The organism is Desulfosporosinus burensis (genome assembly GCF_054657535.1).
Window position 1 is genome coordinate 22,833 of the sequence record NZ_BAAHYN010000003.1, and the last position, 23,222, is coordinate 46,054.

The 23,222-nt window shown below is 45.4% G+C and carries 25 protein-coding genes and 1 pseudogene; 2 read left to right on the forward strand and 24 right to left on the reverse strand.

What is annotated here, in order from left to right:
- Positions 1 to 136: 136 nt before the first annotated feature.
- The 15 genes from smc to ACYQ3Q_RS05445 all read right to left on the reverse strand — a co-directional run bounded on the left by smc (position 137) and on the right by ACYQ3Q_RS05445 (position 15,572).
- Positions 137 to 3,733 (reverse strand): chromosome segregation protein SMC, encoded by a 3,597-nt coding sequence (smc, locus tag ACYQ3Q_RS05375; RefSeq protein ID WP_459927604.1) that lies wholly within the window; start codon positions 3,731 to 3,733, stop codon positions 137 to 139.
- Positions 3,726 to 4,511, reverse strand: coding sequence for a ribonuclease III (gene rnc, locus ACYQ3Q_RS05380; protein WP_459927605.1), 786 nt, complete (start codon positions 4,509 to 4,511; stop codon positions 3,726 to 3,728). The genes smc and rnc overlap by 8 nt, the downstream gene beginning before the upstream one ends.
- Positions 4,512 to 4,530: 19 nt before the next feature.
- The gene (gene fabF / locus ACYQ3Q_RS05385; RefSeq protein ID WP_459927942.1) at positions 4,531 to 5,742 is read right to left on the reverse strand and encodes a beta-ketoacyl-ACP synthase II; all 1,212 of its coding nucleotides are present in this window, start codon (positions 5,740 to 5,742) and stop codon (positions 4,531 to 4,533) included.
- A 23-nt stretch (positions 5,743 to 5,765) separates the two neighbouring features.
- Complete coding sequence (locus tag ACYQ3Q_RS05390) at positions 5,766 to 6,725, reverse strand: NAD(P)H-dependent flavin oxidoreductase (RefSeq protein WP_459927606.1); 960 nt, start codon at positions 6,723 to 6,725, stop codon at positions 5,766 to 5,768.
- Between the two features lie 151 nt (positions 6,726 to 6,876).
- Complete coding sequence (gene acpP / locus ACYQ3Q_RS05395; protein WP_034140309.1) at positions 6,877 to 7,104, reverse strand: acyl carrier protein; 228 nt, start codon at positions 7,102 to 7,104, stop codon at positions 6,877 to 6,879.
- Between the two features lie 36 nt (positions 7,105 to 7,140).
- Entirely contained in the window at positions 7,141 to 7,884 is a 744-nt protein-coding gene (gene fabG, locus ACYQ3Q_RS05400; protein ID WP_459927607.1) for a 3-oxoacyl-[acyl-carrier-protein] reductase, read from the reverse strand.
- A gap of 1 nt (position 7,885) precedes the next feature.
- The gene (gene fabD / locus ACYQ3Q_RS05405; protein WP_459927608.1) at positions 7,886 to 8,824 is read right to left on the reverse strand and encodes an ACP S-malonyltransferase; all 939 of its coding nucleotides are present in this window, start codon (positions 8,822 to 8,824) and stop codon (positions 7,886 to 7,888) included.
- 3 nt (positions 8,825 to 8,827) lie between these two features.
- Complete coding sequence (gene fabK, locus ACYQ3Q_RS05410) at positions 8,828 to 9,784, reverse strand: enoyl-[acyl-carrier-protein] reductase FabK (protein ID WP_459927609.1); 957 nt, start codon at positions 9,782 to 9,784, stop codon at positions 8,828 to 8,830.
- A complete protein-coding gene (locus ACYQ3Q_RS05415) occupies positions 9,781 to 10,782 on the reverse strand; it encodes a beta-ketoacyl-ACP synthase III (RefSeq protein ID WP_459927943.1) in 1,002 nt (333 codons plus the stop codon). Before ACYQ3Q_RS05415 ends, fabK begins: the two co-directional genes overlap by 4 nt.
- Positions 10,783 to 10,819: 37 nt before the next feature.
- Complete coding sequence (gene plsX / locus ACYQ3Q_RS05420) at positions 10,820 to 11,803, reverse strand: phosphate acyltransferase PlsX (protein ID WP_459927610.1); 984 nt, start codon at positions 11,801 to 11,803, stop codon at positions 10,820 to 10,822.
- Between the two features lie 28 nt (positions 11,804 to 11,831).
- On the reverse strand, positions 11,832 to 12,389 hold the full coding sequence (gene fapR, locus ACYQ3Q_RS05425; RefSeq protein WP_459927944.1) for a transcription factor FapR: 558 nt from the start codon (positions 12,387 to 12,389) through the stop codon (positions 11,832 to 11,834).
- A 246-nt stretch (positions 12,390 to 12,635) separates the two neighbouring features.
- The gene (gene rpmF, locus ACYQ3Q_RS05430) at positions 12,636 to 12,815 is read right to left on the reverse strand and encodes a 50S ribosomal protein L32 (RefSeq protein ID WP_082075005.1); all 180 of its coding nucleotides are present in this window, start codon (positions 12,813 to 12,815) and stop codon (positions 12,636 to 12,638) included.
- A gap of 32 nt (positions 12,816 to 12,847) precedes the next feature.
- Entirely contained in the window at positions 12,848 to 13,381 is a 534-nt protein-coding gene (locus tag ACYQ3Q_RS05435) for a YceD family protein (protein ID WP_459927611.1), read from the reverse strand.
- A gap of 62 nt (positions 13,382 to 13,443) precedes the next feature.
- A complete protein-coding gene (locus ACYQ3Q_RS05440; protein WP_459927612.1) occupies positions 13,444 to 14,643 on the reverse strand; it encodes an acetate/propionate family kinase in 1,200 nt (399 codons plus the stop codon).
- A 164-nt stretch (positions 14,644 to 14,807) separates the two neighbouring features.
- Positions 14,808 to 15,572 (reverse strand): patatin-like phospholipase family protein, encoded by a 765-nt coding sequence (locus ACYQ3Q_RS05445; protein ID WP_459927613.1) that lies wholly within the window; start codon positions 15,570 to 15,572, stop codon positions 14,808 to 14,810.
- Between the two features lie 86 nt (positions 15,573 to 15,658).
- Here ACYQ3Q_RS05445 and ylbJ point away from each other — a divergent pair, with 86 nt between their 5' ends.
- Entirely contained in the window at positions 15,659 to 16,810 is a 1,152-nt protein-coding gene (gene ylbJ, locus ACYQ3Q_RS05450) for a sporulation integral membrane protein YlbJ (RefSeq protein WP_459927614.1), read from the forward strand.
- 54 nt (positions 16,811 to 16,864) lie between these two features.
- Here ylbJ and ACYQ3Q_RS05455 read toward each other — a convergent pair whose 3' ends face one another.
- Together ACYQ3Q_RS05455 and rsmD are read right to left on the reverse strand one after the other, a co-directional pair.
- A complete protein-coding gene (locus ACYQ3Q_RS05455) occupies positions 16,865 to 17,359 on the reverse strand; it encodes an ATP synthase subunit B family protein (protein WP_034140298.1) in 495 nt (164 codons plus the stop codon).
- Positions 17,360 to 17,929: a 16S rRNA (guanine(966)-N(2))-methyltransferase RsmD gene (gene rsmD / locus ACYQ3Q_RS05460; RefSeq protein WP_459927615.1), complete on the reverse strand. Its 570-nt coding sequence runs from the start codon at positions 17,927 to 17,929 to the stop codon at positions 17,360 to 17,362.
- 461 nt (positions 17,930 to 18,390) lie between these two features.
- Here rsmD and gpr point away from each other — a divergent pair, with 461 nt between their 5' ends.
- The gene (gene gpr / locus ACYQ3Q_RS05465; protein WP_459927616.1) at positions 18,391 to 19,377 is read left to right on the forward strand and encodes a GPR endopeptidase; all 987 of its coding nucleotides are present in this window, start codon (positions 18,391 to 18,393) and stop codon (positions 19,375 to 19,377) included.
- 80 nt (positions 19,378 to 19,457) lie between these two features.
- On the opposite strand, the gene ACYQ3Q_RS05470 is transcribed toward gpr, so the two are convergent.
- From ACYQ3Q_RS05470 to ACYQ3Q_RS05500, 7 genes and pseudogenes are all read right to left on the reverse strand, one after another.
- Positions 19,458 to 19,841 (reverse strand): hypothetical protein, encoded by a 384-nt coding sequence (locus ACYQ3Q_RS05470; RefSeq protein ID WP_459927945.1) that lies wholly within the window; start codon positions 19,839 to 19,841, stop codon positions 19,458 to 19,460.
- A pseudogene (locus ACYQ3Q_RS05475) lies at positions 19,815 to 20,179 on the reverse strand (hypothetical protein); the annotation flags it as partial. The pseudogene ACYQ3Q_RS05475 and the gene ACYQ3Q_RS05470, both read right to left, overlap by 27 nt.
- The gene (locus ACYQ3Q_RS05480; protein WP_459927617.1) at positions 20,118 to 20,303 is read right to left on the reverse strand and encodes a hypothetical protein; all 186 of its coding nucleotides are present in this window, start codon (positions 20,301 to 20,303) and stop codon (positions 20,118 to 20,120) included. The pseudogene ACYQ3Q_RS05475 and the gene ACYQ3Q_RS05480, both read right to left, overlap by 62 nt.
- 99 nt (positions 20,304 to 20,402) lie before the next feature.
- Entirely contained in the window at positions 20,403 to 21,281 is an 879-nt protein-coding gene (locus ACYQ3Q_RS05485; protein ID WP_459927618.1) for an urease accessory protein UreD, read from the reverse strand.
- The gene (ureG, locus tag ACYQ3Q_RS05490; RefSeq protein WP_459927619.1) at positions 21,278 to 21,889 is read right to left on the reverse strand and encodes an urease accessory protein UreG; all 612 of its coding nucleotides are present in this window, start codon (positions 21,887 to 21,889) and stop codon (positions 21,278 to 21,280) included. The genes ACYQ3Q_RS05485 and ureG overlap by 4 nt, the downstream gene beginning before the upstream one ends.
- A gap of 135 nt (positions 21,890 to 22,024) precedes the next feature.
- Positions 22,025 to 22,666: an urease accessory protein UreF gene (locus tag ACYQ3Q_RS05495; RefSeq protein WP_459927620.1), complete on the reverse strand. Its 642-nt coding sequence runs from the start codon at positions 22,664 to 22,666 to the stop codon at positions 22,025 to 22,027.
- Positions 22,667 to 22,698: 32 nt separating this feature from the next.
- Entirely contained in the window at positions 22,699 to 23,130 is a 432-nt protein-coding gene (locus tag ACYQ3Q_RS05500; RefSeq protein ID WP_459927621.1) for an urease accessory protein UreE, read from the reverse strand.
- Between the last annotated feature and the right edge of the window lie 92 nt (positions 23,131 to 23,222).

Consider the following 23,222-nt stretch of genomic DNA (forward strand, 5'->3'; position numbering starts at 1 on the left):
AGATTTAGACCGCTGGCCATAGATGGCCGAGTGTCGCTGTAGCCAGGGATGGCGAGAAGCGACCACCGCAATAAAGCCAAGGAGAAGCGGTTTTCCCACTTCTCCGTTCACTGACTCTTATAACCTCTTTCTCTACCTAGGCCGACTCGTCTCTATGCGTCCGATCGTCAAGTTGCACAGAAAGTAATTTTGAAACGCCTGACTCTTCCATTGTTATCCCATACAGAACATCCGCTGATTCCATGGTCCCTTTGCGATGGGAGATGACAATAAATTGAGTGGAATGTGATAAACGATGAATATATTCGGCAAAACGCTGAACGTTAGCATCATCTAACGAAGCTTCGATCTCATCAAGTAGACAAAACGGACTGGGCTTCACGCGAAGCAATGCAAACAGTAAGGCGATGGCTGTTAGCGCCCGTTCCCCTCCTGATAATAAAGAGAGAAGTTGTTGTTTTTTGCCGGGTGGCTGAACGATAATCTCTACGCCCGTCTCTAATAAATGCTCGGGATCAACTAAACATAGTTCTGCACTTCCACCTTTAAAAAGTTCTTTAAAAACATCCTTAAACGCTTGGTTCACCGCATTGAAACTCTCAGCAAAACGCTCCATCATGATCTTATCTAATTCCGCAATGAGTTGGCGCAAGGTTTGATTGGCCTCGACCAAATCCTCTCGTTGATTTAACATAAATTCATGCCTACTAAGCATTTTAGGATATGCTTCTATTGCCGCTTGGTTAATGGGGCCTAATGCCTTGATCTGTTGCTTGAGCTCCTGGATTCGTTGCCCAATAGTCGTCCGCTCTTCGACCGACTTATAAATCATGGCCTCCTCCCAGGACAGAGAGAATTCTTCGCTTAACCGAGTGATTCCCGTTTGCCACTCCGTTTCCCAACGTGCAACACGCAATTCATTGGCATGAAGACGTTGCTCATGCGTATGGGCTTCCTCACGTTTTTTCTGAATATCCGCTTCCCACTCAAGCACACGAGTCGCTAAAACTTCGCGTTCTTGACGCTTCTGCATCAATAAAAATTGCAGGGCAGCTTGAGACTGACTTTGTTCCTCTAACTGGATTATTAAAGCAGTCTTTTCATCGTCAACCCCAGAATTCGCAAGCTGAACCTCTTCAAGATTTTTGATTTTGAGTTTGAGGCTGGCTTCATTTTCTTGGAATACCAAACGTTCCTGATCTAACGTTTCTAGGCACTGGGATAATTCTTGTTCCCATTTTGCGAGTTGGATTTTTTCCTGAGTTAATTGCTCTCCGACAACCTCCAACGACTCGGCAGCTGTCTTCGCTTCTCGCTCACGTTTATGAAGTGCCTCCCGCAAAGAGATTGACTTCTTTTCAGCGGCTTCAAAGCGGTCTTTCAGCCCTTCCATCGCCAAAGACAGTTCTGCCTTCTGTTCAATGGCCCCTTGGTAACGATGGGAGGCAATCTGCACGTCTTCCTTGAAGCGTCGAATTTGAGTAGACGCGCTATCCAGCTGAGTCCTAAGCATGACGAGATACTCTTGTTTTTCACGCTGTTCTTGGGTAAGCTGCTCGATCACTGCTTGAATCCGACCTTGTTCTGCCTCGATTTTTGCTCGTTCTTGCTCCTTTTGACGCCCTTCGTTTTTCAGGCGAGATAGGGTTTCAGCTAGGGACTCAATTTCGCGGGAACGTCCGAGCAAGTTTCCGCCTTTGCGCTGGACACTCCCTCCACTTAATGAACCTCCTGGGTGAACCTGATCTCCCTCTAAGGTCACAATCCTTAGCTTATAACCCGAAAAACGTGCCACTCGAGTTGCGGCATCCATATCTGTAACAACGGTAATTCGACCTAACAGTGAAGCTAACGCGGGTCGATATTTTTCTTCGGAACTGATTAAATCGAGGGCTATGCCCACAAAACCAGGATCTTTTTGGACTGCGGGTAGAACAGACATCTGACTCCCTTGGATAACATCGAGTGGAAGAAAGGTAGCTCTCCCCAATTGCCGGGATTTTAAGTAGTGGATCGCTGCTTTCGCCGCCTGTTCACTCTCCGCAACGATATTTTGCAATCCGGCTCCTAAAGCAGTTTCCAAAGCTAGTTCATAATCTTCTTTGACGTTGATCAATTCAGCAACCGTTCCACACAATCCCTCACCTGCGGGGATGCCCTTCTTCTTAGCCAGCATCACCTCACGAACCCCGCGTTGATACCCCTCTAGATTGTCCTCTAAGGCTTGAAGCGCCTGGAGTCGAGCCCTCGTTTGATCTGCTTGGTTCATGAGTCTCTGTACATGCTGTTGCTTCTCTTGTCCATGTCTCTTCAACTTCTCGAGTTCATCTACTAAGCGAAGCCGTTCCTGGTCAGTAATCCGTAGAGCAGTTTCAATCTCTAGCTGTTCTTTTTCCTGAGCCAGGTGTCTATCCTGTAAAGTTCCAAGCTCTTTTTCTTTTTGCAACAGCTCTTGTTCAAGTTGCCTGACTTGTTGCTCCAAAGACGAAAGCGTGTGTTGGGTTCCAGTTAATTGATTCGAACTGTGGGATTGTTCTGATAGGGCATCGAACAAGTCTGTTTTTAATTGTTCGATCTCCTTTGTCCCATTATTTCTGCGTGCTTCAGATAGTCTCTCTTCCTGGAGCATGACATTCTGCTGCGCTTTTCCAACCGTATGTTTTAAGACACTCTGTTTGGCTTCCAGGGCCTTAATCCGTTCCAGCACGTCCTTAAGCCGCTCTTCGTCGACAAACCGCTCGCGTGCCAAGCGGGTGATTTGATCAGCGAAATATCCAGCCCGTTCAACCCTCAGATTTAATTCATGTTTTAAAGCATTTAAGGCTTGCTCTGCCTGGAATACCTCATTTTGCTGCCTTTGAATTGTTTCATCACTATGTTTCAGGTTAACCTTGTCCTCAATATTTAGACTCTCTTTAAGGGCTAACGCTGCTTGCACTGACATCAGCGCTGCTTGCAACGTCTCAGAGTTCGATTCTCCTGCAGACAACTTTTGTTTTACCTCGGTGATATCTAAGACTACTCCCAGAATTTCTAGGCGTTTTTGTTCTTCAGAGAGAGCTAGGCTTTGTTCGGCCACTTGGGCTTGGGCAGCCAGAGGAGTCAACTGATCCTCAATTTCTTGGACAATATCTTCCAGCCGTTGCAGATTCAGGACCGTATCATCGAGACGCTTTAAGGCTTCGCGCTTTCTAAAACGGAATTTGGTAATCCCTGCCGCTTCTTCGATGAGTGATCGCCGTTCTTCTGACTTTAGGTTTAGTATTTCCTCAACCCGCCCCTGCCCAATGATCGAAAATCCTTCTTTTCCCGCCCCCGTATCCATGAAAAGTTCCTGAATATCTTTAAGTCGAGAAAGAGCTTTATTAATTAAATATTGGGATTCACCATCACGATAAACCCGCCTTGTGATCGTCACTTCCCGAAAGTCTAACGGGAAAATTCCAGTCGAGTTATCAAAAATCAGGGCTACTTCTGCCATTCCGACTTGGCGACGTTGTGTACTTCCAGAAAAGATAACGTCCTCCATTTTTGCACCTCGAAGGCTCTTAGCGCTTTGTTCACCTAAGACCCAACGAACAGCATCAGCAACATTACTTTTTCCACTCCCGTTCGGACCGACAATAACGCTTAATCCCTGGCCTAATTCCAATTTCACACGATCAGCGAACGACTTAAAACCCTGAATATGAATCCCCTTCAAGAAGACTGGGAAATTCTCAGGTTTAACCATCGTTCTCACTCCCCCAATGGTCTAGTACCTGCCTGGCAGCATGTTGCTCAGCTTCTTTTTTAGTTCGGCCCATACCTTTCCCCAATAAATCTCCTCCGATAAAAACACCAGCCGTAAAGCACTTGCTGTGATCAGGGCCTTCCTCCACTAAAATCTGATAGTTGACTTCTTTTTCTTCCCGTTGTGCTTTTTCCTGTAGTACGGTCTTATAGTCCCCATAATTTCCCTTAGCGACTTCCTCAATCGACGGTTTAAGCAGCTCTAATATAACCCGTCGAGCTTCTAGCAATCCATATTGTAAATAAATTGCACCAACGACTGCCTCCCAGGCATCAGCCAAAATAGAAGGCCGTTCCCGTCCCCCAGATACCAGTTCCCCTTTACCTAATAATAGCTCTTGTCCTAACTCTATTTCAAAGGCCTTGCGAGCCAAGGTTGTCTCATTCACAACAGCTGCCCGCATTTTGGTGAGCTCTCCCTCTGGGCGATCCGGATAACTGAGATATAGATACTCTGCAATTACAAAATCCAAAATCGCATCCCCTAAAAATTCCAAGCGTTGATTGTTTTCTTTGCCAAATTGTGGATTTTCAAAGATGTACGAAGGATGCGTCAAGGCAGTGACAAACAACCGATTAGGAGGGGTCCCCAATTCCAAGCGTTTGGCCAGCTTAATTCCCGGCTCTAATTTAAAGGAAGATAGGGCGTATTTTTTTCGCCCTGATCTTCCCTCTGTTTTTGTTGAGTTTGCAGTTGCGTTGGATCTCTTTTCGACCATACTCTTGATCTCCTTACCTTTAGGCAAATTTCTTCAACACGATCGTAGCATTATGTCCACCAAAACCTAGTGAATTAGACATTGCCACGTTGACAGCCTGTTTTCGCGAGTAATTAGGAACATAATCCAGATCACATTCCGGGTCAGGTTCTCCGTAATTGGTGGTCGGTGGGATCGAACCCCTATCGATGGTCAGGGCACAAATGATCGCCTCAATAGCACCAGCTGCCCCCATTAAGTGCCCGGTCATGGATTTAGTCGAACTAATCGCCAGCTTCGCTGCATGACTGCCAAACAACGTCTTAATGGCCTCTGTTTCCGTTGCATCATTGGGACCCGTACCCGTACCATGCGCATTAATATAATCAACCTCTTCAACATTTACCTCAGCATCCTTTAAGGCCAGACGCATTGAACGAACGGCGCCCGCGCCGCCTGGAGCTGGGGTCGTAATATGATGGGCATCCGATGTGCTCCCATAGCCCGCCAGTTCAGCATAGATACGAGCACCACGAGCCTCAGCATGCTCCAAAGATTCTAAAACCAAAACCCCCGCTCCCTCACCCATGACAAATCCACTGCGGCGTTTATCAAAGGGTCGGCAAGCTTGTTCAGGGTGTTCCTTCTCGGTTGACATCGCTTTCATGGAACAAAAACCAGCAAACGCCAAATGGGTAATCGGTGCCTCGGTGCCTCCACAGATCACGATGTCTGCTTCTCCACGTTGAATGATACGCAGCGCTTCTCCTATGGCGTTCGTTGCTGAAGCACAGGCTGTAACAACCGTAATACTCGAACCTTGAAAGCCAAAGGCAATCGATAAATGCCCCGCTGCCATATTACTAATCAGCATGGGAACAAAAAAGGGACTAATTCGGTTGCTGCCTTTATTCATAAGTACCTCTTTTTGGTCCTCAAACGAGGTCACGCCACCGATTCCACATCCAATCACCGTTCCAACTCGTTCTTTGTCTACGTTTTCCATATTTAGTCCGGAATCTTGCAACGCCAGTTTAGCTGCGGCCATAGCAAATTGGGTAAAGCGGTCCATGCGCCGACTTTCCTTTTTATCGATATAGTCCGTTGGCTCAAAATCCTTAATCTCTGCGGCAACTTTTGTGGGGAGACCGGCAACATCAAACCGTGTCAATAATCCAATTCCGGACTTTCCTGCCATTAAATTATTCCAGAATTCATCCAGAAGGTTTCCCAAGGGAGTGACTACTCCCATTCCCGTAATTACTGCACGATGTTTCACACCGACTCCTCCTTTAATCCCAGGATTCCTTTTTTAATATCTTCAAAAATCTCATGGACCGATAAAATATCATTAATTTTATGGACTTTGGCCCCTGAAAAAATTAGGCCCTCATGAACATCACCCGTTTGCGCCTTAATTAAACGATTCATAATACAGAAGTTTCCCTCACACTGTTTAAGACAACCCATGCAATCCGTCGGCGTGACGTCCACGTTTTCATCGAGCATTTTTGTGAAGGGATTCTTTATCCCCCGGGCCAGCATCCCAACAGGACTATGAATGAACACGACGTCCTCTTCAGTAGCCTTTAACATTTCCTCTTTCCAAGCGAAAGCTGCACTGCTCTCTTCGCTAAGCGCGAACCGGGTTCCCATTTGCACCCCATCTGCACCAAGCTTCAACATTTCAGCAACGCCTTGGCCATCAACGACTCCCCCCGCGCCAATGACAGGAATACTGACAGCCGCAATGACCTCTGGCAGAATATCGTGGATGGAGCGATCTGTTCCTAGATGTCCGCCAGCCTCTACTCCTTCCACAATCACTGCAGCCGCACCCAGCTTTTCGGATAATCTAGCAAGTTTGGCAGATGATACAATCGGCACTACGGGTATGCCCTTTGCTTTTCCCCAGGCAAACATATCCCTTGAAAATCCGGCTCCCGAAACTAAAAGATCAATCTTCTCTTCAAAGGCGGCTTGAACTAATTGAGCAAATTCGCGGACAGCAAACATAATGTTAACCCCAATAATTCCTTTGGTTCGTCTGCGCGCCTCACGAATTTCAGCTCTCAGTTCCTCAACAGACAAACCACTGCCCGCTATTATGCCGATTCCTCCTTCTTCAGCTACTGCAACTGCGAGAGGGGCCATGGATATCCTTACAGCCATTCCTCCTTGGATTACAGGAATTTTGGCTACTAAATTTGCAATACGAAGTCCAGGTATTTTCACGATTTTTCCTCCCACTTAGAGATCTTTCCTCTTTCAATCGCCTAACACTTATCTTTGCAATCTATTTCAATTTCTCTTAATCTCAAAATAGACAAGAGAAACAACCTTCTTTAAAAGAAAGTCCCGCATTTGAATACGGGACCTTCTGAGGTTATTTGTTTTCTTTAATGAAGTTCACTGCATCTCCAACTGTCCGAATTTTTTCTGCTTCTTCATCCGGAATATCCAAGTCGAATGCCTCTTCAAGAGCCATAATCAATTCAACGATATCCAAAGAATCTGCATTTAGCTCTTCAAAGGAGGTTTCCGGGGTAATGTTTGCTTCATCTACCCCAAGTTGTTCGACGACGATGGCTTTCACTTTATCGAAAACTCCCATCTGCTTCTTCACCTCCTCTCAAAACTTAACTTGAACCTACATTTCCATACCCCCATCAACACATAAAGTCTGTCCAGTTATGTAGGACGCCTCTGGGGACACAAGGAATCGAACCACTTTGGCAACGTCTTCAGGCTTTCCCATGCGACCGAGTGGAATTGCACGTAAGATATCACTTTGCATCCCTTCTGATAATGTTTCCGTCATATCTGTGAAAATATACCCAGGTGCGACCGCATTAACTCGAATTCCACGCGATGCAAATTCCTTAGCAATGGATTTGGTAAATCCAATCATGCCCGCTTTGGCTGCTGCATAATTGGCTTGTCCAGCATTCCCTGATAAGCCTACAACAGAGGAAATATTAACGATAACCCCCGAGCGTTGTTTTAGCATTCCTTTACTGACCGCCTTAGTGCAAAGGTAAGCCCCCTTGAGATTGGTTGCCAGGACCGAGTCCCAGTCTGCTTCTTTCATGCGGAGCAACAGCGAATCCCGAGTAATCCCTGCATTGTTGACAAGAATGTCAACCTTTCCGAAATGATCCATGGTTGTTTTTAACAACCGATCAACCTCCGCTGCTTGGCTGACATCCGCTTGAACGGCTAAACCTTCTCCACCTGCTTCACGGATCAAGGTTAGCGTTTCCTCTGCTTTATCGGAACGACCGGCATAATTGACCACGATCTTTACCCCTGCGGTTGCCAGCTCTAAAGCTATGGCGCGCCCGATTCCACGCCCACTCCCAGTAACAATGGCTACGCTATCATTCAGCACCATTTTAACGACTCTCCTTCAAATATGCAAGTGACATTTCTAGGGACGCTTTATCCTCGATCCGGAGGAGCTTAGCGTCAGGAGCAATTTTTTTAACCAAACCTGTCAAGACTTTACCAGGTCCACACTCTATGAACGTATCGACCCCTAAGTCTAGAAGATGACGAACCGATTGCTCCCATAAAACTGCTCTACTGACTTGCTTGATTAAGGTACTAACAGTACGTTCCGAAGAAAAAACCTCTATCCCATCAATGTTGGCCACGACTGGGCAACGAGGGGTTTGCCAAGGCACTTTTTCTAAGACTAAACGCAGAGCTTCGCCCACACCTGCCATCAAACTAGAGTGAAATGCCCCGCTCACGGTTAACGGTATAGCCCGTTTTGCACCAAAACCCTTAGCGATCTCTATGGCATTGGCTACGGCCTCTTTTTCCCCAGAGATAACCACTTGTCCTGGACAATTATAATTTGCCGGTGCCACAACACCGAGGCCTGAGGCAAGCCGGCAAGCTTCTTCCACTTGATCCACCGCTAGTCCTAGGATGGCAGCCATCCCTCCTACGCCCTTTGGATCCGCCGCTTGCATAAGTTCTCCACGTAGTCTCACGACACGTAAAGCCTCTGCTAAATTAAAGCTACCCGCAGCGACATGTGCCGAGTACTCGCCCAAACTGTGCCCTCCAACAAAATCAGGTTCTATCCCTGCATCCTGAAGTTGCTGCCAAGCCACGACGCTTACGAGAAGAATCGCAGGTTGGGTATTGATCGTCTGTTGGAGTTCGTTTTCCGGGCCCTCTTCGATTAAGGAGATAAACTCATTACCCAGAATTTCACGCGCCAGCTCCAGTGCTTTCCCGCCACTCGGAGTCTGGAAGAGTTCTTTTCCCATGCCAATATATTGAGATCCTTGTCCTGGAAATATACAGGCTAGTTTACCCAACGATCAAGCCCTCCCCTCTCCAAATCGCGCAGCCAGACGCTTGTATTCCCGTTCTGCAGATTGCATGATGTCTTGAATAATCTCGGCGGCAGGTTCAATACGCTGAACCGCTCCTGCAATTTGACCGGCCATGATAGAACCATTCTCGACGTCCCCCTCCACCATGGCTAAGCGTAATTTTCCGATTCCCAGTTTCTCTATATCCGCAGCCAGCATTCCCTCTCGTTCATGTTGTTCTATTTGACGGGTAAAGCGGTTATCCAAGCAACGAACTGGGTGACCCGTGGAGCGCCCGGTAATGACCGTAGCGCGATCTTTCGCTTTGGTAATTTTATCTTTGATAAGATGGGAAATAGTACATTCTTCCGCGCACATAAAACGCGTCCCCATTTGGACCCCTTCAGCGCCGAGAGCCAAAGCCGCTACTAAACCACGGCCATCCACAATTCCTCCTGCTGCAATCACTGGAATTTTCACAGCATCGACAACTTGGGGTACTAGTGGAAAGGTTCCAATTTCCCCAATATGCCCGCCAGATTCCATGCCTTCTGCAATGAGTGCATCAACCCCTGCCCTTTCTAAACGTTTGGCCAAGGCGACCGAAGCGACTACAGGTATTACTTTCGTGCCAATTTCTTTAAGCATTGGCACGTATTTTCCCGGATTCCCTGCCCCTGTTGTAATCACCGGGACACGTTCCTCAAGGATGACCTGCATGACTTCATCTACGAATGGGGACATGAGCATGACATTGACCCCATATGGTTTTTTTGTGATGGCTTTTACTTTACGAATTTCCTCACGCAACCAATCAGCCGGTGCCTGTCCTGATCCGATGATGCCTAAACCTCCGCTTTCGGAGACCGCGGCGACCAATTCTCCCGTCGAAACCCAAGCCATTCCGCCTTGGAAAATTGGGTACTCAATATTGATAAGTTCACAGATCCTCGTTTTAATCATCGTTTTAGGCCTACTTTCGTCCATTTCAAAACACACGCTCCCCAAGTCAAGCCTGTTCCAAATCCAACCATCACAATGATATCCCCCTCTGAGATGAGACCTGCTTGAAAAGCCTCATCTAAGGCAATCGGAATGGACGCAGCCGACATATTACCATATTTATCTAAATTGATCACCACTTTATCCTTTGAAATTCCCAATCGCTTGACAGCAGCATCGACAATCCGCATATTAGCTTGATGGGGAACTAGTAGATCAATATCGTCCTTCGTCAAACTAGCCTTCTGAAGAACCTTGACCGAAACATCCCCCATAATCCGCACTGCAAATTTATAGACTTCCTTGCCCTCCATCTGAAGGGTGTGCAGATTCTTCTCCACGGTTTCCAGACTAGCTGGACACTTTGAACCTCCAGCGGGTTGGCTTAATAACGCGCCACCAGAACCGTCTGAACCTAATTCGAAACTTAAAAAACCAAAACCCTCTTCCACTTGCTGTAAAACCGCAGCTCCACCACCATCACCGAAAAGAACACAGGTTGAACGGTCTTGCCAATTAAGGATTTTGCTCAACGTTTCCCCACCAATGACGAGCACCGTTTTATATAATCCTGAGGCAATAAACTGGCTGCCAGTCGCCACAGCATAGATAAACCCTGTGCATCCGGCTTCCAGATCAAAGGCCGCCGCATTTTTTGCTCCCAAACGGTCAGCAACCAAGCATGCTGTTGCTGGGAAAGCATAATCGGGTGTTATCGTGGCGACGATAATCAATTCCACCTCTTCAGGGGCGATCTGAGCATCCTCTAAGGCCTTCAAACCTGCCTGATAACATAATTCCGACACAGGCATGTCCTTAGGGGCTATATGACGCTGTTTAATCCCTGTTCGAGATACAATCCATTCATCATTTGTGTCCACAAATTGTTCTAAATCCAGATTGGTCACTACATTTTCAGGAACGTATGACCCTAAACCCACAATTCCCACACTACGCATCAATCGCAGTCCTCTTTTCTCATTAGTAACACCAGGCTCACTTGGGGAGATCTTCCCGAATCTGTTCAATCAGACCCACTTGCACACATTCTCTGGCGACGCGGATGGCATTCATAATTGCCTTCGCTTTCGAACTTCCGTGACAGATAATGCTAATCCCATTCACTCCAAGTAAGGGTGCTCCACCATATTCCGCATAGTCCATCATTTGAGCAATTTCTTTTAAGCCCGGTTTTACAGCGAGAGCGCCTAGTTTTCGAACCAGGTTCGAAGTAATTCTCTCCTTAATCTGCTCAAACAATACCCCGGCCAAACCTTCCAAGGTTTTTAGCAAGATATTCCCCGCAAAACCATCACAAATCACCACATCAGCACGTCCATAAGGAACATCCCGTCCTTCAACGTTACCCATGAAATTAAGAGCACTTGCTTTTAGCAAAGGGTAAGTCTTTTGGGTCAGTTCGTTGCCCTTTCCCTCTTCGCTCCCAACATTCAATAGACCCACGCGTGGATTTGAAATCTCCAAAATTTTCTTGGCATAGATGTTGCCCATTAAAGCGAATTGACAAAGTTGCTCCGGCGTTGCATCCATATTTGCCCCTACATCGAGGAGGAGTTTCCCACCTTCCGGAGTCGGCAAAACCGTAGCAATGGCTGGGCGTTCGATTCCCTTGATCCTCCCCAAACCTAAAAGCGCAGCAGCCATTTGGGCACCTGTACTTCCAGCACTTACAACGGCATCAGCATCTCCCCGCTTGACTAATTTAGTCGCTACAACAATCGAAGAATCCTTCTTTTTACGAACGGCATTGGCCGGATGTTCGTCCATCTCTATAACTTCAGAAGCTCCATAGACTGAAATATTCTTCAATTTCGAGTCAGAGAGTAGCGGTCGTATCCGTTCTTCTTGCCCTACCAAAATTAGCTGTACATTCGGATTTGCTTCTGCTGCCATCAGGGTACCTTTGATTATCTCCTCTGGGGCATGATCACCACCCATTGCATCCACAGCGATTCTCATTGTTTCATCTCCTTATCCGCACACCCAATCAATCATCGATCGCGAAAAGAACCCAATTTCCACGGAGTACTTCCTCTGAATTGACGTTTACTGTTACTTGAACCCAATATTTATTCAGTTTTCGTTTCTCTACCTTTCCTTCAGCAACAGCAACCTCACCTAATCGAACGGGTCGTAAAAATTTTAAATCAACACTTCCGGTTAAAGCCATCGGCGCATCCACTAAGGCAATCGCTAAGGAATTTGCTTGGGCAAATAAATAATGCCCTCGAGCCACTCGCGCCTTGGTTAAAACCATGCTCTCTTCAATCTTCAACTCAGAACGAGCTCTTTCCCCAATCTTTAGTTCTACTAAATTTCCGATCAATTCCTGATCATCTAAGGATTTTAAGGACGAATAAACTTCTTGGGCTACGACCCGAGTTCGTTCTCGGAGTTCCGGGATCCCCAGTACGCCTCGATCTAAACGTATGGTTGAGACACTCACTTTAAAGCGTTCAGAAAGTTCCTCGTCAGTAAAGAACGGATCCTTGGCGAGAGCTTCCCCTAAAACTTTACGCCGTTCTTCTTTATGATAACGACCCATGTATATCACCATTTCTCATCATGCTTTTTTCTAATTACTTCACCTAAGACTACCACTACTAAAGCAAGGTTTAAATCCCTAAGTTCGTGCCTCGCGCATCGTGCCTCGCACCTCGAAATTAGTACCTGGTCACAATTATAGACTATCTTTAGAGACTTATCAAGAAATAAACCTGTCGAAAGTATTCGAAAATTAAAAAACAAAGAACTCTTATGCAAAGAGTTCTTTGTTTTTGGCGTATAAGCTTTATGCTTCAACAGTAATAACTGCCTTAGAATTATAGAACCCACAACTTGGGCATATATAATGAGGCATTTTTGGCTGATGGCATTGGGGGCATTTGATGTGGTTCGGTGCAGTTAGTTTCCACATAGCCCGACGTTTACGCACTCTTGATTTCGATTGTCGATGTTGCGGAACACCCATAGTTACACCCCCTTTATGTTTTCAAAACTTTATCAGTCATTGGTTTGCCACTTAGCCAGTGCTGCTAACCGAGGGTCCCTGACACCTTCCCCGCAATCACACGGGGTCAGATTTCGATTTGCACCACAGGTCGGGCATAGCCCCTGACACTCTGCTGAACATATAAACTTCATCGGTAAAGCTACTACAATTTGTTCAAGAATTCGATCCTTAATATCAATCTCATCTTTGTCCAAAAGGAGAGCTGTCTCTAGTTGATCGTCTGTTGCAAGCGTTCGAAAAACCCATTCATCTTGGAAGGAGAGATTTAAGGGATATACGAACGACTCCAGACAACGTCCACACATAGCTTTAAGTTCTGTGTGAATCGTTCCATTAACGAGCATCGCTTTACTTGTGTTGTTTACCTGAAGTTGTACGCGTACCGGTGCTTGAAATGAGAGGGCTTCTATTCCCAAATCCAGAGCAGTAAAGTCTTCCACTAAATCAAAATGGACACTTTCCCCACCTCTATAACGAACCTGAGCTACGTTCACTTTCATATTACCACCCCAATACACATTCATTATTATAGTTGGCGCATTTTTCTTTGTCAAGGAAAACTCTTTACCATAGATTTTGGATGGCTTTATTTTTCACGGATTAATTCATTCGTATCCAGCGCAATCATTAATTCTTCATTGGTTGGTATTACAAGAACCCGACATTTAGCGTGAGGTTTAGAAACATCTACTTCTTCACTTCGTACCTTATTTTTCTCACGGTCAAGGCTTACGCCAAGGTAATCTAGGTTTTTACAGATTGCTTCTCGCATGCTTGCCGCGTTTTCGCCAACTCCTGCGGTGAATATTATAGCATCGACTCCACCCAACACTGCGGCATAAGCACCAATATATTGCCTAACATCATGTTCGAAAATATCTAAGGCTAGTCGCGCACGGGCGTGTCCTTGTTCTGCTGCCACTTCAATGTCCCTGAAATCACTGCTTATCCCTGAAACCCCTAAAGCTCCACATTTTGTATTGAGAAAATCATTCATTTGATCAACATTAAAGCCTTCTCGACACATAATGTAGGTCACAATAGCTGGATCCAAGGCTCCAGAGCGCGTCCCCATCATCAGACCGTCTAAAGGAGTAAAGCCCATTGACGTTTCAATCGATCTCCCTCCTCGGATGGCAGCAATTGAGGCACCGTTTCCTAAATGACAACTGATAATCTTTAGTTCTTTGAGTGGTTTCTTGAGAAGAATCGCAGCACGTTGACTGACATATTTATGAGAAGTCCCATGAAAACCATATTTCCGAATTCCATACTTTTTATAATATTCATAGGGTAATCCATAGATATAACTGTCTGGTCGCATGGATTGATGGAAGGCAGTATCAAAAACTGCCACTTGGGGAACTCCAGGCATCATTTTCTGACAAGCTTTAATTCCTGCAATATTTGGAGGATTGTGGAGGGGGGCCAGCTCAATACAGTCCTTCAGAGCCTTCATGACTGCTTCATCAATAACTACGGACTTTGAAAACCTTTCCCCCCCGTGAACCACACGGTGCCCGATTCCAGAGATTTGGGTTAAATCCTTAAGGGCACCGTATTCAGGGGAAATCAAGGCCTCTAGTACGAGCTTGATAGCCATGGTGTGATTTGGAATTTCAGACCTAATGACGTGTTTTTCTCCTGATCCTGTTCGATGTGTAAGCATCGACCCCTGAAGCCCTATGCGATCAACCAGTCCTTTGCCTATAGCATTCTTTGTGGCCATATCAATCACTTGATACTTCAGAGAAGAACTGCCACAATTTATAACTAGTATTTTCATTGTTAATACCCCTTTGTGTTTTCCAATCTTTAGCTCGATAAGTATTATTCTATAGTCTTCCCTGAAAAATTAGTTTTCCGCTTCCTAACTTGCTCCATTTCTTTCCACCTTTTGATTGTGTATCTTCCAAGAGTGTAGCACAAAATCTTTGGTTTTTTAACCCCTTACGCCATTATTCTCCTAATTTCAGAAGATTTCGCCAAAGCTACTGCGCGTCCAAGTTGTATTGCTTCTTCAGCACGATCAAAGTGAAAACTTCCAATATGTCCAATATCCGGTTGAATTAGCAGATCTGCACCATGGCAATAGGCCTGAAACACTTCCTCTTCGAGTATTTCGATGGACTGAAGTAAAATATCCATGGCACTAGTTAGTTTGTTAACTAGTCCTTTTTTTACATCCACTGCTAAGACTCTCTCCGCCCCCATGTCCCGAGCAATATGTACAGGTAAGCGATTTTTAACGGCACCATCGACCAAGAGACGCCCCTGATAACGATAGGGCTTAAAAAAACCGGGGATAGAAATACTCGCTCGAACTGCTTGCGCTACACTACCTTCACGAAATACGACAAGCTCCCCAGATTCGATGTCAGTTGCTACGACCGCTAAAGGAATTTTCAGATCCGAAAATGACATATCTTTGGTTAAGAGTCGAATAACTTCAAGTATCCGATCTCCTTTGATTAGTCCTTCTTTAGATACAGCAGGATCGAGAATCTTCTTAGCAAAACCTGGATACGTCAATAATCGTTCAATTCGATAAAGATCCATTCCAGAGCACAACAAAGCGCCGAATATAGCACCTGCACTACATCCGACTACAACGTCCATACTGATCTTTTCTTCTTCAAGTACTTGTAAGATACCTAAGTGGGCAAAACCTCGAGCGCCTCCGGCGCCCAAAACAAGTCCTCTTATGGGATTCATTGATAGTTTCCTCCTCACCAAGACTTCTAGGGCCTGGCATACTTCCATATAAATTATGTAGGAAGGTGAAGGAAGGTGATATTTCTATGTCTAACGTTACCCGGGTCTTGGCCTTGAGCCTCCTTGCCCTCGGCATGTTTATGTATCCACAGGAAGTGCTTAGTTCTGCCGGCGGTGGCTTGACCTTATGGTGGCGTTTTGTCCTCCCTGCATTACTCCCCTTTTTTGTTCTCTCTGAACTGCTGATGGCTTCAGGATTTGTTCATTTTCTTGGTGTTCTTCTGGAATCTTTTATGCGTCCGGTCTTCCGTCTTCCTGGCAAAGCCGCTTTTGTCGTAGCTATGGGCTATACGTCAGGCTTTCCAATGGGGGCAGTACTCACCGCTCGGCTTAGTAAAGACGGAGATATTTCACGTGAGGAGGGGGAACGTCTCTTAGCTTTTACTAACAACCCCAGCCCAGGCTTTATGTTTGGTGCCGTTGCTTCAGGTATGTTAGGGAAACCAGCACTCGGTATCTTGCTAGCAAGCTCAGTTTATTTGGCAAATTTGATCGTTGGATTCTTCTACCGTTTTTATCGGGTAACTTCTAGTTCACCGCAACGTCTGCAGCTTCCCTCTTTCAAACGGGCTTGGAACGAAATGAAAACTGCCCAGAACAGAGACAGCCGTACTTTCGGACAGGTCCTTGGGGATGCCGTCAAGCAAAGTACTAACACCGTTCTCATGGTAGCTGGTTACATGGCTTTTTTCTCGGTAATTCTAAGACTCTTAAACCTCTGGCACATCACCTTGTTTTTGGCGTCCCTAAGTCATATGGTTGTACAAGGCATTCCTATTTCTGTTTTTCAGGCCTTTTTCAATGGTCTTTTTGAGATGACGTTAGGTTGTCAGGAAGCAATCCGAGCGCTTTCCTCACTCCATCACCAAGTAGCACTCTTGACCTTTCTTATGGGCTGGGGAGGACTCTCTGTTTTCGCGCAAGTTGCTGGATTAATCAGCGGCACCGATTTGCGCTTCTCGTCCTTTGTAATTGCCCGCGCACTCCAGGCAATTCTGGCAATGGGTCTGAGCCAGCTTTTCCTTTTAGTTGCTAAGGTACCCACCGCGACTCTTCCCATTCAAGTTCCAGACACTACCGTCCTGGTTTGGAATACTTGGCATTTAAGTTCTCTCGTATTTATTGGGATGATGAGCACTCTAATCGTTCTCGCCTTAATCCGAGTCCGCAGATCGTAGTTCGACCAGCGGCATCGGGTTCTCTGACGTTAAGTAGGGTGAGATTTACTCACCCTACTCATTTTCAGTGATGACAGTTTTCCGGTCCCGGTCTTCCTTCGCTAACCCCTTTAATTCCTCCCTGTTTTTACGCAGAGCCTGAAGCGTCTGGTATAGACTTTGTTCAACATGTTGAAGCATTTCATCAGCGTATTGCACAGCACCAGTCTTGACATCCCGAGCAAATGTTTGCGCCTGCTTAACGATATCCTCGCCATAGCTCTGAGCTTGTTTAACCACTTCATTTTCTATCGCCATCTTATCAACGTACGTTTTTCCACGCTCGATTAATTTTTGCGCTTCCGCTTCAGCTTCATCTAGAATACGTTGCCGTTCTTTTAAAACCCACTTAGCATTTGTTAGCTCTTCCGGTAAGGCTGCTCTCACTCGATCAAGCAACTCGAAGACTACAGAATCATCCACTAATACTTTTCCTGTCATGGGGATCTTCGTCCCATGATCTATGATCTCTTCCACTTCATTGAGCAAGCTCAGAATATCATTTTCCACTTATATCTCTCCCTCTTCATCATCAATTCTCTGTAGATACCATACTTTTGTGTCTCCGTATTCCCGTGATTTACGGACTTCAAACGGATAAATAGTATCATTACTCAATTCTTCATCATTGGCTGTTTCAGCAACAATCACTCCGTCTGGTGTCAAATAAGAGTATTTCTTTAAGGTCAATAGAACCTTAAGCACAAGCTCCTTACGATAAGGGGGGTCCAGAAAAATAAGGTCGAAAACTTCATTAGGGTATCTATCTATGTATTTAAAGGCATCCATCAAAAAGAGGTTGGTCTTTTGGCTTACCCCAATTTGATCAAGATTTTTCAGTATGACCTGATGCGCTTCAAAACTCTTTTCGACCAACACCGCTTCACGAGAACCTCGGGAGAGCGCTTCAATCGCCAAGTTACCGGTTCCAGCAAAAAGGTCTAAAACCCGCGCATCTAAAACTTTGTCCCCTAGAACACTAAAAATCGCACCCTTTACTTTGTCCGAAGTCGGGCGTGTCTGCATTCCCTCGACAGCCTTAACTAGTCGACCACGCATTTCGCCAGCAATAATCCTCATACACCCTCCATATTGTATTATAGCAGAGCTTATTAAGCTTTACAGCTACAACTGCCAATCAGTTCATTTATCTCATGCTTTTAGCCATTTTTCAACGAGAAATCCAGTGTTTCCCACGCTGACTTTCTTCACTGTTTCATTGCTTCGTAGTTTGATGCCATTTATCATATTCAGATGCCGAAGCATCACTAAGAAAGGATCCTGTTACGATTCCTCCATCTCTTTTATGTAATAGTATACCACAGTGAATAACTAAATTTCCTGTATATCCTTGCTGTTTTTGTTAATACTAAAGATGGCAACGATGAACATTACTAATCATTGATTGCCCTTCCCCCATCCAACTCTTCCTTTCGTTTTTCCTCTCTGTTCACTGGAGCTTAATCGCCCCAGTGACTTTTTTAAGCTTGTATGAGCGCCAGCTAAGTTATGTATAAATGCAATTTAAAGGAGTTATTAAAATGAACAAATCCGATCTCTATCGACACCTCAATGTTCAGCTTGACTTAGCCGTGGAGGCCCATCAGCTCCTCCGTGGGGAAAGCGGGGAAGAAATACCAGGCGTTCGCATGAATGAAGAGCAACTCGAACACGCTAAAGTTACCATCATCACTGTAGAAACTGATGAAGGGGTTTCTGCAATTGGTAAGCCAAAAGGACATTACATAACCATTGATGCTCCTGAAATCCGTACTAATAATTATGTCATCCACGAAAACATCACCCATGTTCTAGCAGATCAATTAATTGAACTAATGGATCTTAAAGAAGATGCTAGCATTCTAATCGTGGGGTTGGGTAATTGGAATGCTACACCCGATGCTCTAGGTCCCCAAGTTATTAACAAAACTATGGTTACCCGTCATCTTTTCCAACTCTCTCCGGACGAATTACAAGGCCAAATGAGAAAAATCAGTGCCATTGCTCCTGGCGTCTTAGGGATTACTGGAATTGAAACCGCTGAAATCATTCGGGGTATCGTAGAACATGTCAAGCCCGATTTAGTCATTGCCATTGATGCCCTTGCAGCTGGTTCCCTAGAACGGATTGGGACAAGCATTCAGCTCGCCGATACTGGAATCCACCCTGGTTCAGGTGTAGGAAACCGGCGGGCAGGCATTACCGAAGAAACGTTAGGCTGCAAAGTGATTGCCATCGGTCTACCAACAGTTGTCAATGCTGGCGTGATTGCTCATGACGTGGTTGAAGGGGTTTTTCAACAATTTGTTACCAGTCCCAAGTTGTATCAACTATACAAGGGTATAAAACCGGAAACATTTAGTCAAATCATCGATGATGTTCTTTCTCCTTTCCAAGGAAACCTAATGGTAACACCTAAAGAAATTGATTCTCTAATTCAAACTGTAGCTAAAATTATTGCAGGTGCTTTGGCCATCAGTCTACATCCAGGCATTGATCGTGAAGACTACGAGCGTTATTTGCAATAATATGGAATGGGTGAATGGAAATTGAAAGTATTATAGACCCCAAGAGCGATTCCTGAGCAGAATCATTGACCAAGTCACATTTATTCCGTATCAATCTCAATCAGATGGTTATCCAGGATTTGATCCTGCTTAAAATTTTCCAAGCGCAGAAAATACTCCAGAGAGTTCACGATAGCCTCCTGAGGCAGAGTACCGACCAGTTCCGTCCCCACTACCGGCACACCGTAACGGGCCGCCTCCAATTTTACCAGTTCAAAGGTCCTATACTGGGGAGTTTGCTTGTAGTCAAACATATTCATCGAGACAGCCACCTGGCTACGCTCTTCAAACTTTAATCCTACCGAACGGACCGTCGTGAAGCCCCCGCTCGGACCTTCCTGCTCGATTTCCTCGGCCAGAAGCTTACACTCGGCAACAGAACTGTTTTTCAGCGGGAAAAGCGGGATGGTATCCTGTGCACCGATGCGAGGATGACTTCCGCTTTGTTCCTCCATATTGATTAGCCTGATGGATTCTCGGGCCATTATTAAAAGGGCTTCTTCAGTGGCTCCGGTTTGCCAATTACTTCAATCACTGTCCGGTTAAAATCCGGATCAGGAAAATAATCAATCAGCTTCACTCCCGGCACTCCCCGGAATACCCCTACCACGGACTCGATCACATCCTGGCGCCTTCCGTCACTGAAATTCGGCACAGCATGTATATACTTATTCATTTGTTCCACCCTTTCCTTTACGATGTCACTCGCCCAGATAAGCCTTGCGTACCCTTTCATCGTGAAGCAGTACCTTGGCCTCCCCATGCAATGTGATTTCCCCAGTTTCCATCACATACGCCTTGTCCGCCTTCTGGCTAAGGCAACAGCCGTTGTTGCACTTATGCACCCCTATAAAGCTCGTGCTATTTGGCAACTTGCATGTTTTCACCCAAGCTCCCCTCCATCGATATTTCATCGAACATTTGTTTGGATTATAGTAAAACCCCGCATTTCCTATTTGCATAGAAATACGAGGTTTTTGCTTATGCTAGCATTTTCTCCATGGCCACTCAGGCTCATTATATAAACTCAAACGTAAGGTTCTCCATATCTCCCTATATCCCTCTTGAATATCTTCTGCACTATGGCCCAAGGCACGGAAACAATAAGCCTGCTTGCAAATTGTTGTTCCGGCAATCAAAATATTATAGCGTTCAGCCATATGTTCGAGAAAACTGTTTTCAGCTTCTGTGTTGCGCTGCACTAATTCAGGCATCACCTTTTCTAGATTAGGATCAATAGCCCAAAATGTGCCCATATGCGTGTAGCCATGCATGATGCCAAGCTGCTTATTCCAGGTTTTTAAAAATGTCGGTACCTTAGGCGGCTCCAGCATAAACCTGTCACTAAAAATTAATTCACGGTCAAGAAAAATATTGGTTTGCTGATCAAGCAAATTATAATCAAACAGCTCTTGCCGGGCTACTCGCCCTGGTGCCGTGATCTCCCAAAAAAATGCCGTGGCTTGGCTTGATATTTGGAGATTCGTACGACTAACCAGACATGATTCGGCAAAGGGTATAACGACTTCTGGCATGTATTCCAGTCTCGCCCTTGGCTCAACAATCAGGGTTGTAAATACTCTTGAGAGATTTCTTTCTGGTGAGCGAAATACCTTTGTCGCCCCTTGACCGAAAACAACCGCCTGAGCATCCTGCTTGATTCGCACTAAAATACTATGCTGGTCTCCTTGCAGAAGACCAGCAGCTGGATTCATGATATAGAAAAAAACCTCTTCTTTGTCCGTAAAATAGAGCGGGCTTGAAGCTCGCAGCGGCATTCTCTGTTGGAGGGAACTGATAATACTCCTACCGTTTTCCCGCTGTACTTCAACTTTCAGAATACCGTGTTTTAACGGTGCCTTCATTCAATATCCTCCATAATAACGTTTTTCCGGATCCATAGTAAGACGCCCTCTAAGCCCTCTTCAGTTTTCAGATTAGTAAACAAAAAGGGTCGCTCACCGCGCATTCGCCTGGAATCTTTGGCCATCACTTCCAAGCTAGCCCCGACATGAGGAGCGAGATCCGTTTTGTTGATTATCAAAAGATCTGAACGAGTAATCCCCGGACCACCTTTACGAGGAATCTTTTCCCCTTGAGCCACATCTATAATATAAATCGAAACATCTACTAGTTCAGGGCTAAATGTGGCCGCTAAATTATCACCACCACTTTCCACAAAAATTAGTTGCAGATCTGGGAATCTTTCCTTAAGGGTATCAATCGCTTCCAGGTTCATAGAGGCATCTTCCCTTATGGCAGTATGGGGACACCCTCCCGTTTCCACTCCTAGGATTCGATCCGGGGGCAAAACACCGTGACGACACAGGAATTCAGCATCTTCTTTTGTAAAAATATCATTGGTTATGACCGCTAGACTATACTCTTCTACCAGATAGCGTGTTAATTTTTCAACAAGGGCGGTTTTTCCAGACCCAACAGGACCACCTACCCCGATGCGAATCGGCCACACAATTAAAAACCTCCTTACATTCGAATTTCGAGGTTCGAGACACGAGGTTCGAATGCTTGCGTTTATTAAAAGAGCTGCTCTTTTCCACGTCCTTTAAGACGTGAATAACATCGAACTTCAAACTTCGAACCTCGTCTAGGACATAAATATTCGAGAATATAATCTCTCATGAGCCATACCTGCCCAATCGAAGGCTGGTGCGCTGCCACCCCAATCTTTTGCAGTCGCAGTTGTTGCCCATTGAATACAGGTATCAAGTAGTGGTTGCAGGAGTGCAAGCACCTGCTGACCACTGGTCTGTCCCAACGGAATAGCCCGTACGCCATTCGCTATAAGTGACGCAGTGGTCATATGGGCATAGGCAGCAAGTAGTGAAGTTAATTCAATACCTACTACCGCGCCATAATGTCCCAAAATAATGCCCTGGTGACCATATGGAAAATGAACACCCGAAAAGTAATTTGGATCAATTTCTCCTAGTAATTGCCGGAGCCTTCTCCCCATCTTAACACTTCCTTCACGGCTTTCAGACGGTAACTTCATGGCATTTAACCGTTTATCCAGTAAATAAAGGTGCTTCATGTCTGATTGTAGGGCGGCTTTCCAAGCTAATTTTACCGCTAGCAAATCCGTAGGTCGCCAAGTGAAGTAGAGAAAGGTCTGCATAAACTGAGCTAATTCTTGCTTAGTTTTAATGTCATCGCCCTGAATAAACGTTTCAAGCCCGAACGATTGAGTAAAGCCACCCGAAGGAAAGGCTGAGTCTGCTAGCTGCATTAAGCGCAATCCTATCAGAGATGATTGCTGCATCATGGTACAAAAGCCCTGGCTTCTTTAACCGGGTATAACCCTAGTTTGGCGAGCTGCTCTTGTAATACTGAATTGTAGGGCGTAATAACCGAATCACTCTTCAGCTCAATTGGAGCATGCATATTACCTATAGCATGCGCAGCCAATCCCATTTCCCTGATAGTCCTAACTGGAACGATTAACACAGCCTCTTCTTTTACCCTTACGACAATAAGATGGTTTTCTTGTCTATAGAGAATATCTCCAGGATGCATTTGTCCACTTTCTAGTTGTATTCCAATATCTCTGCCCACATCTGTTGTTTTACGCAGAATCCTTTTCTGGAGCTCATCCCAGGAAAGAAATAGCTGTTCTATGGTAAAAGACTCTTTTTCGCGCTGATGATCCTGTTCCAAGTCAGCAAGTTTTCCAATCACTTTAGTAATGATCATAGATTTCAAACTCCTATCAACTTCGTTCAAATTTACAACAAGCTAGCAACTAAAGCCCTCAATCTATACTCGGAGCAACCCCCTATGCCCAA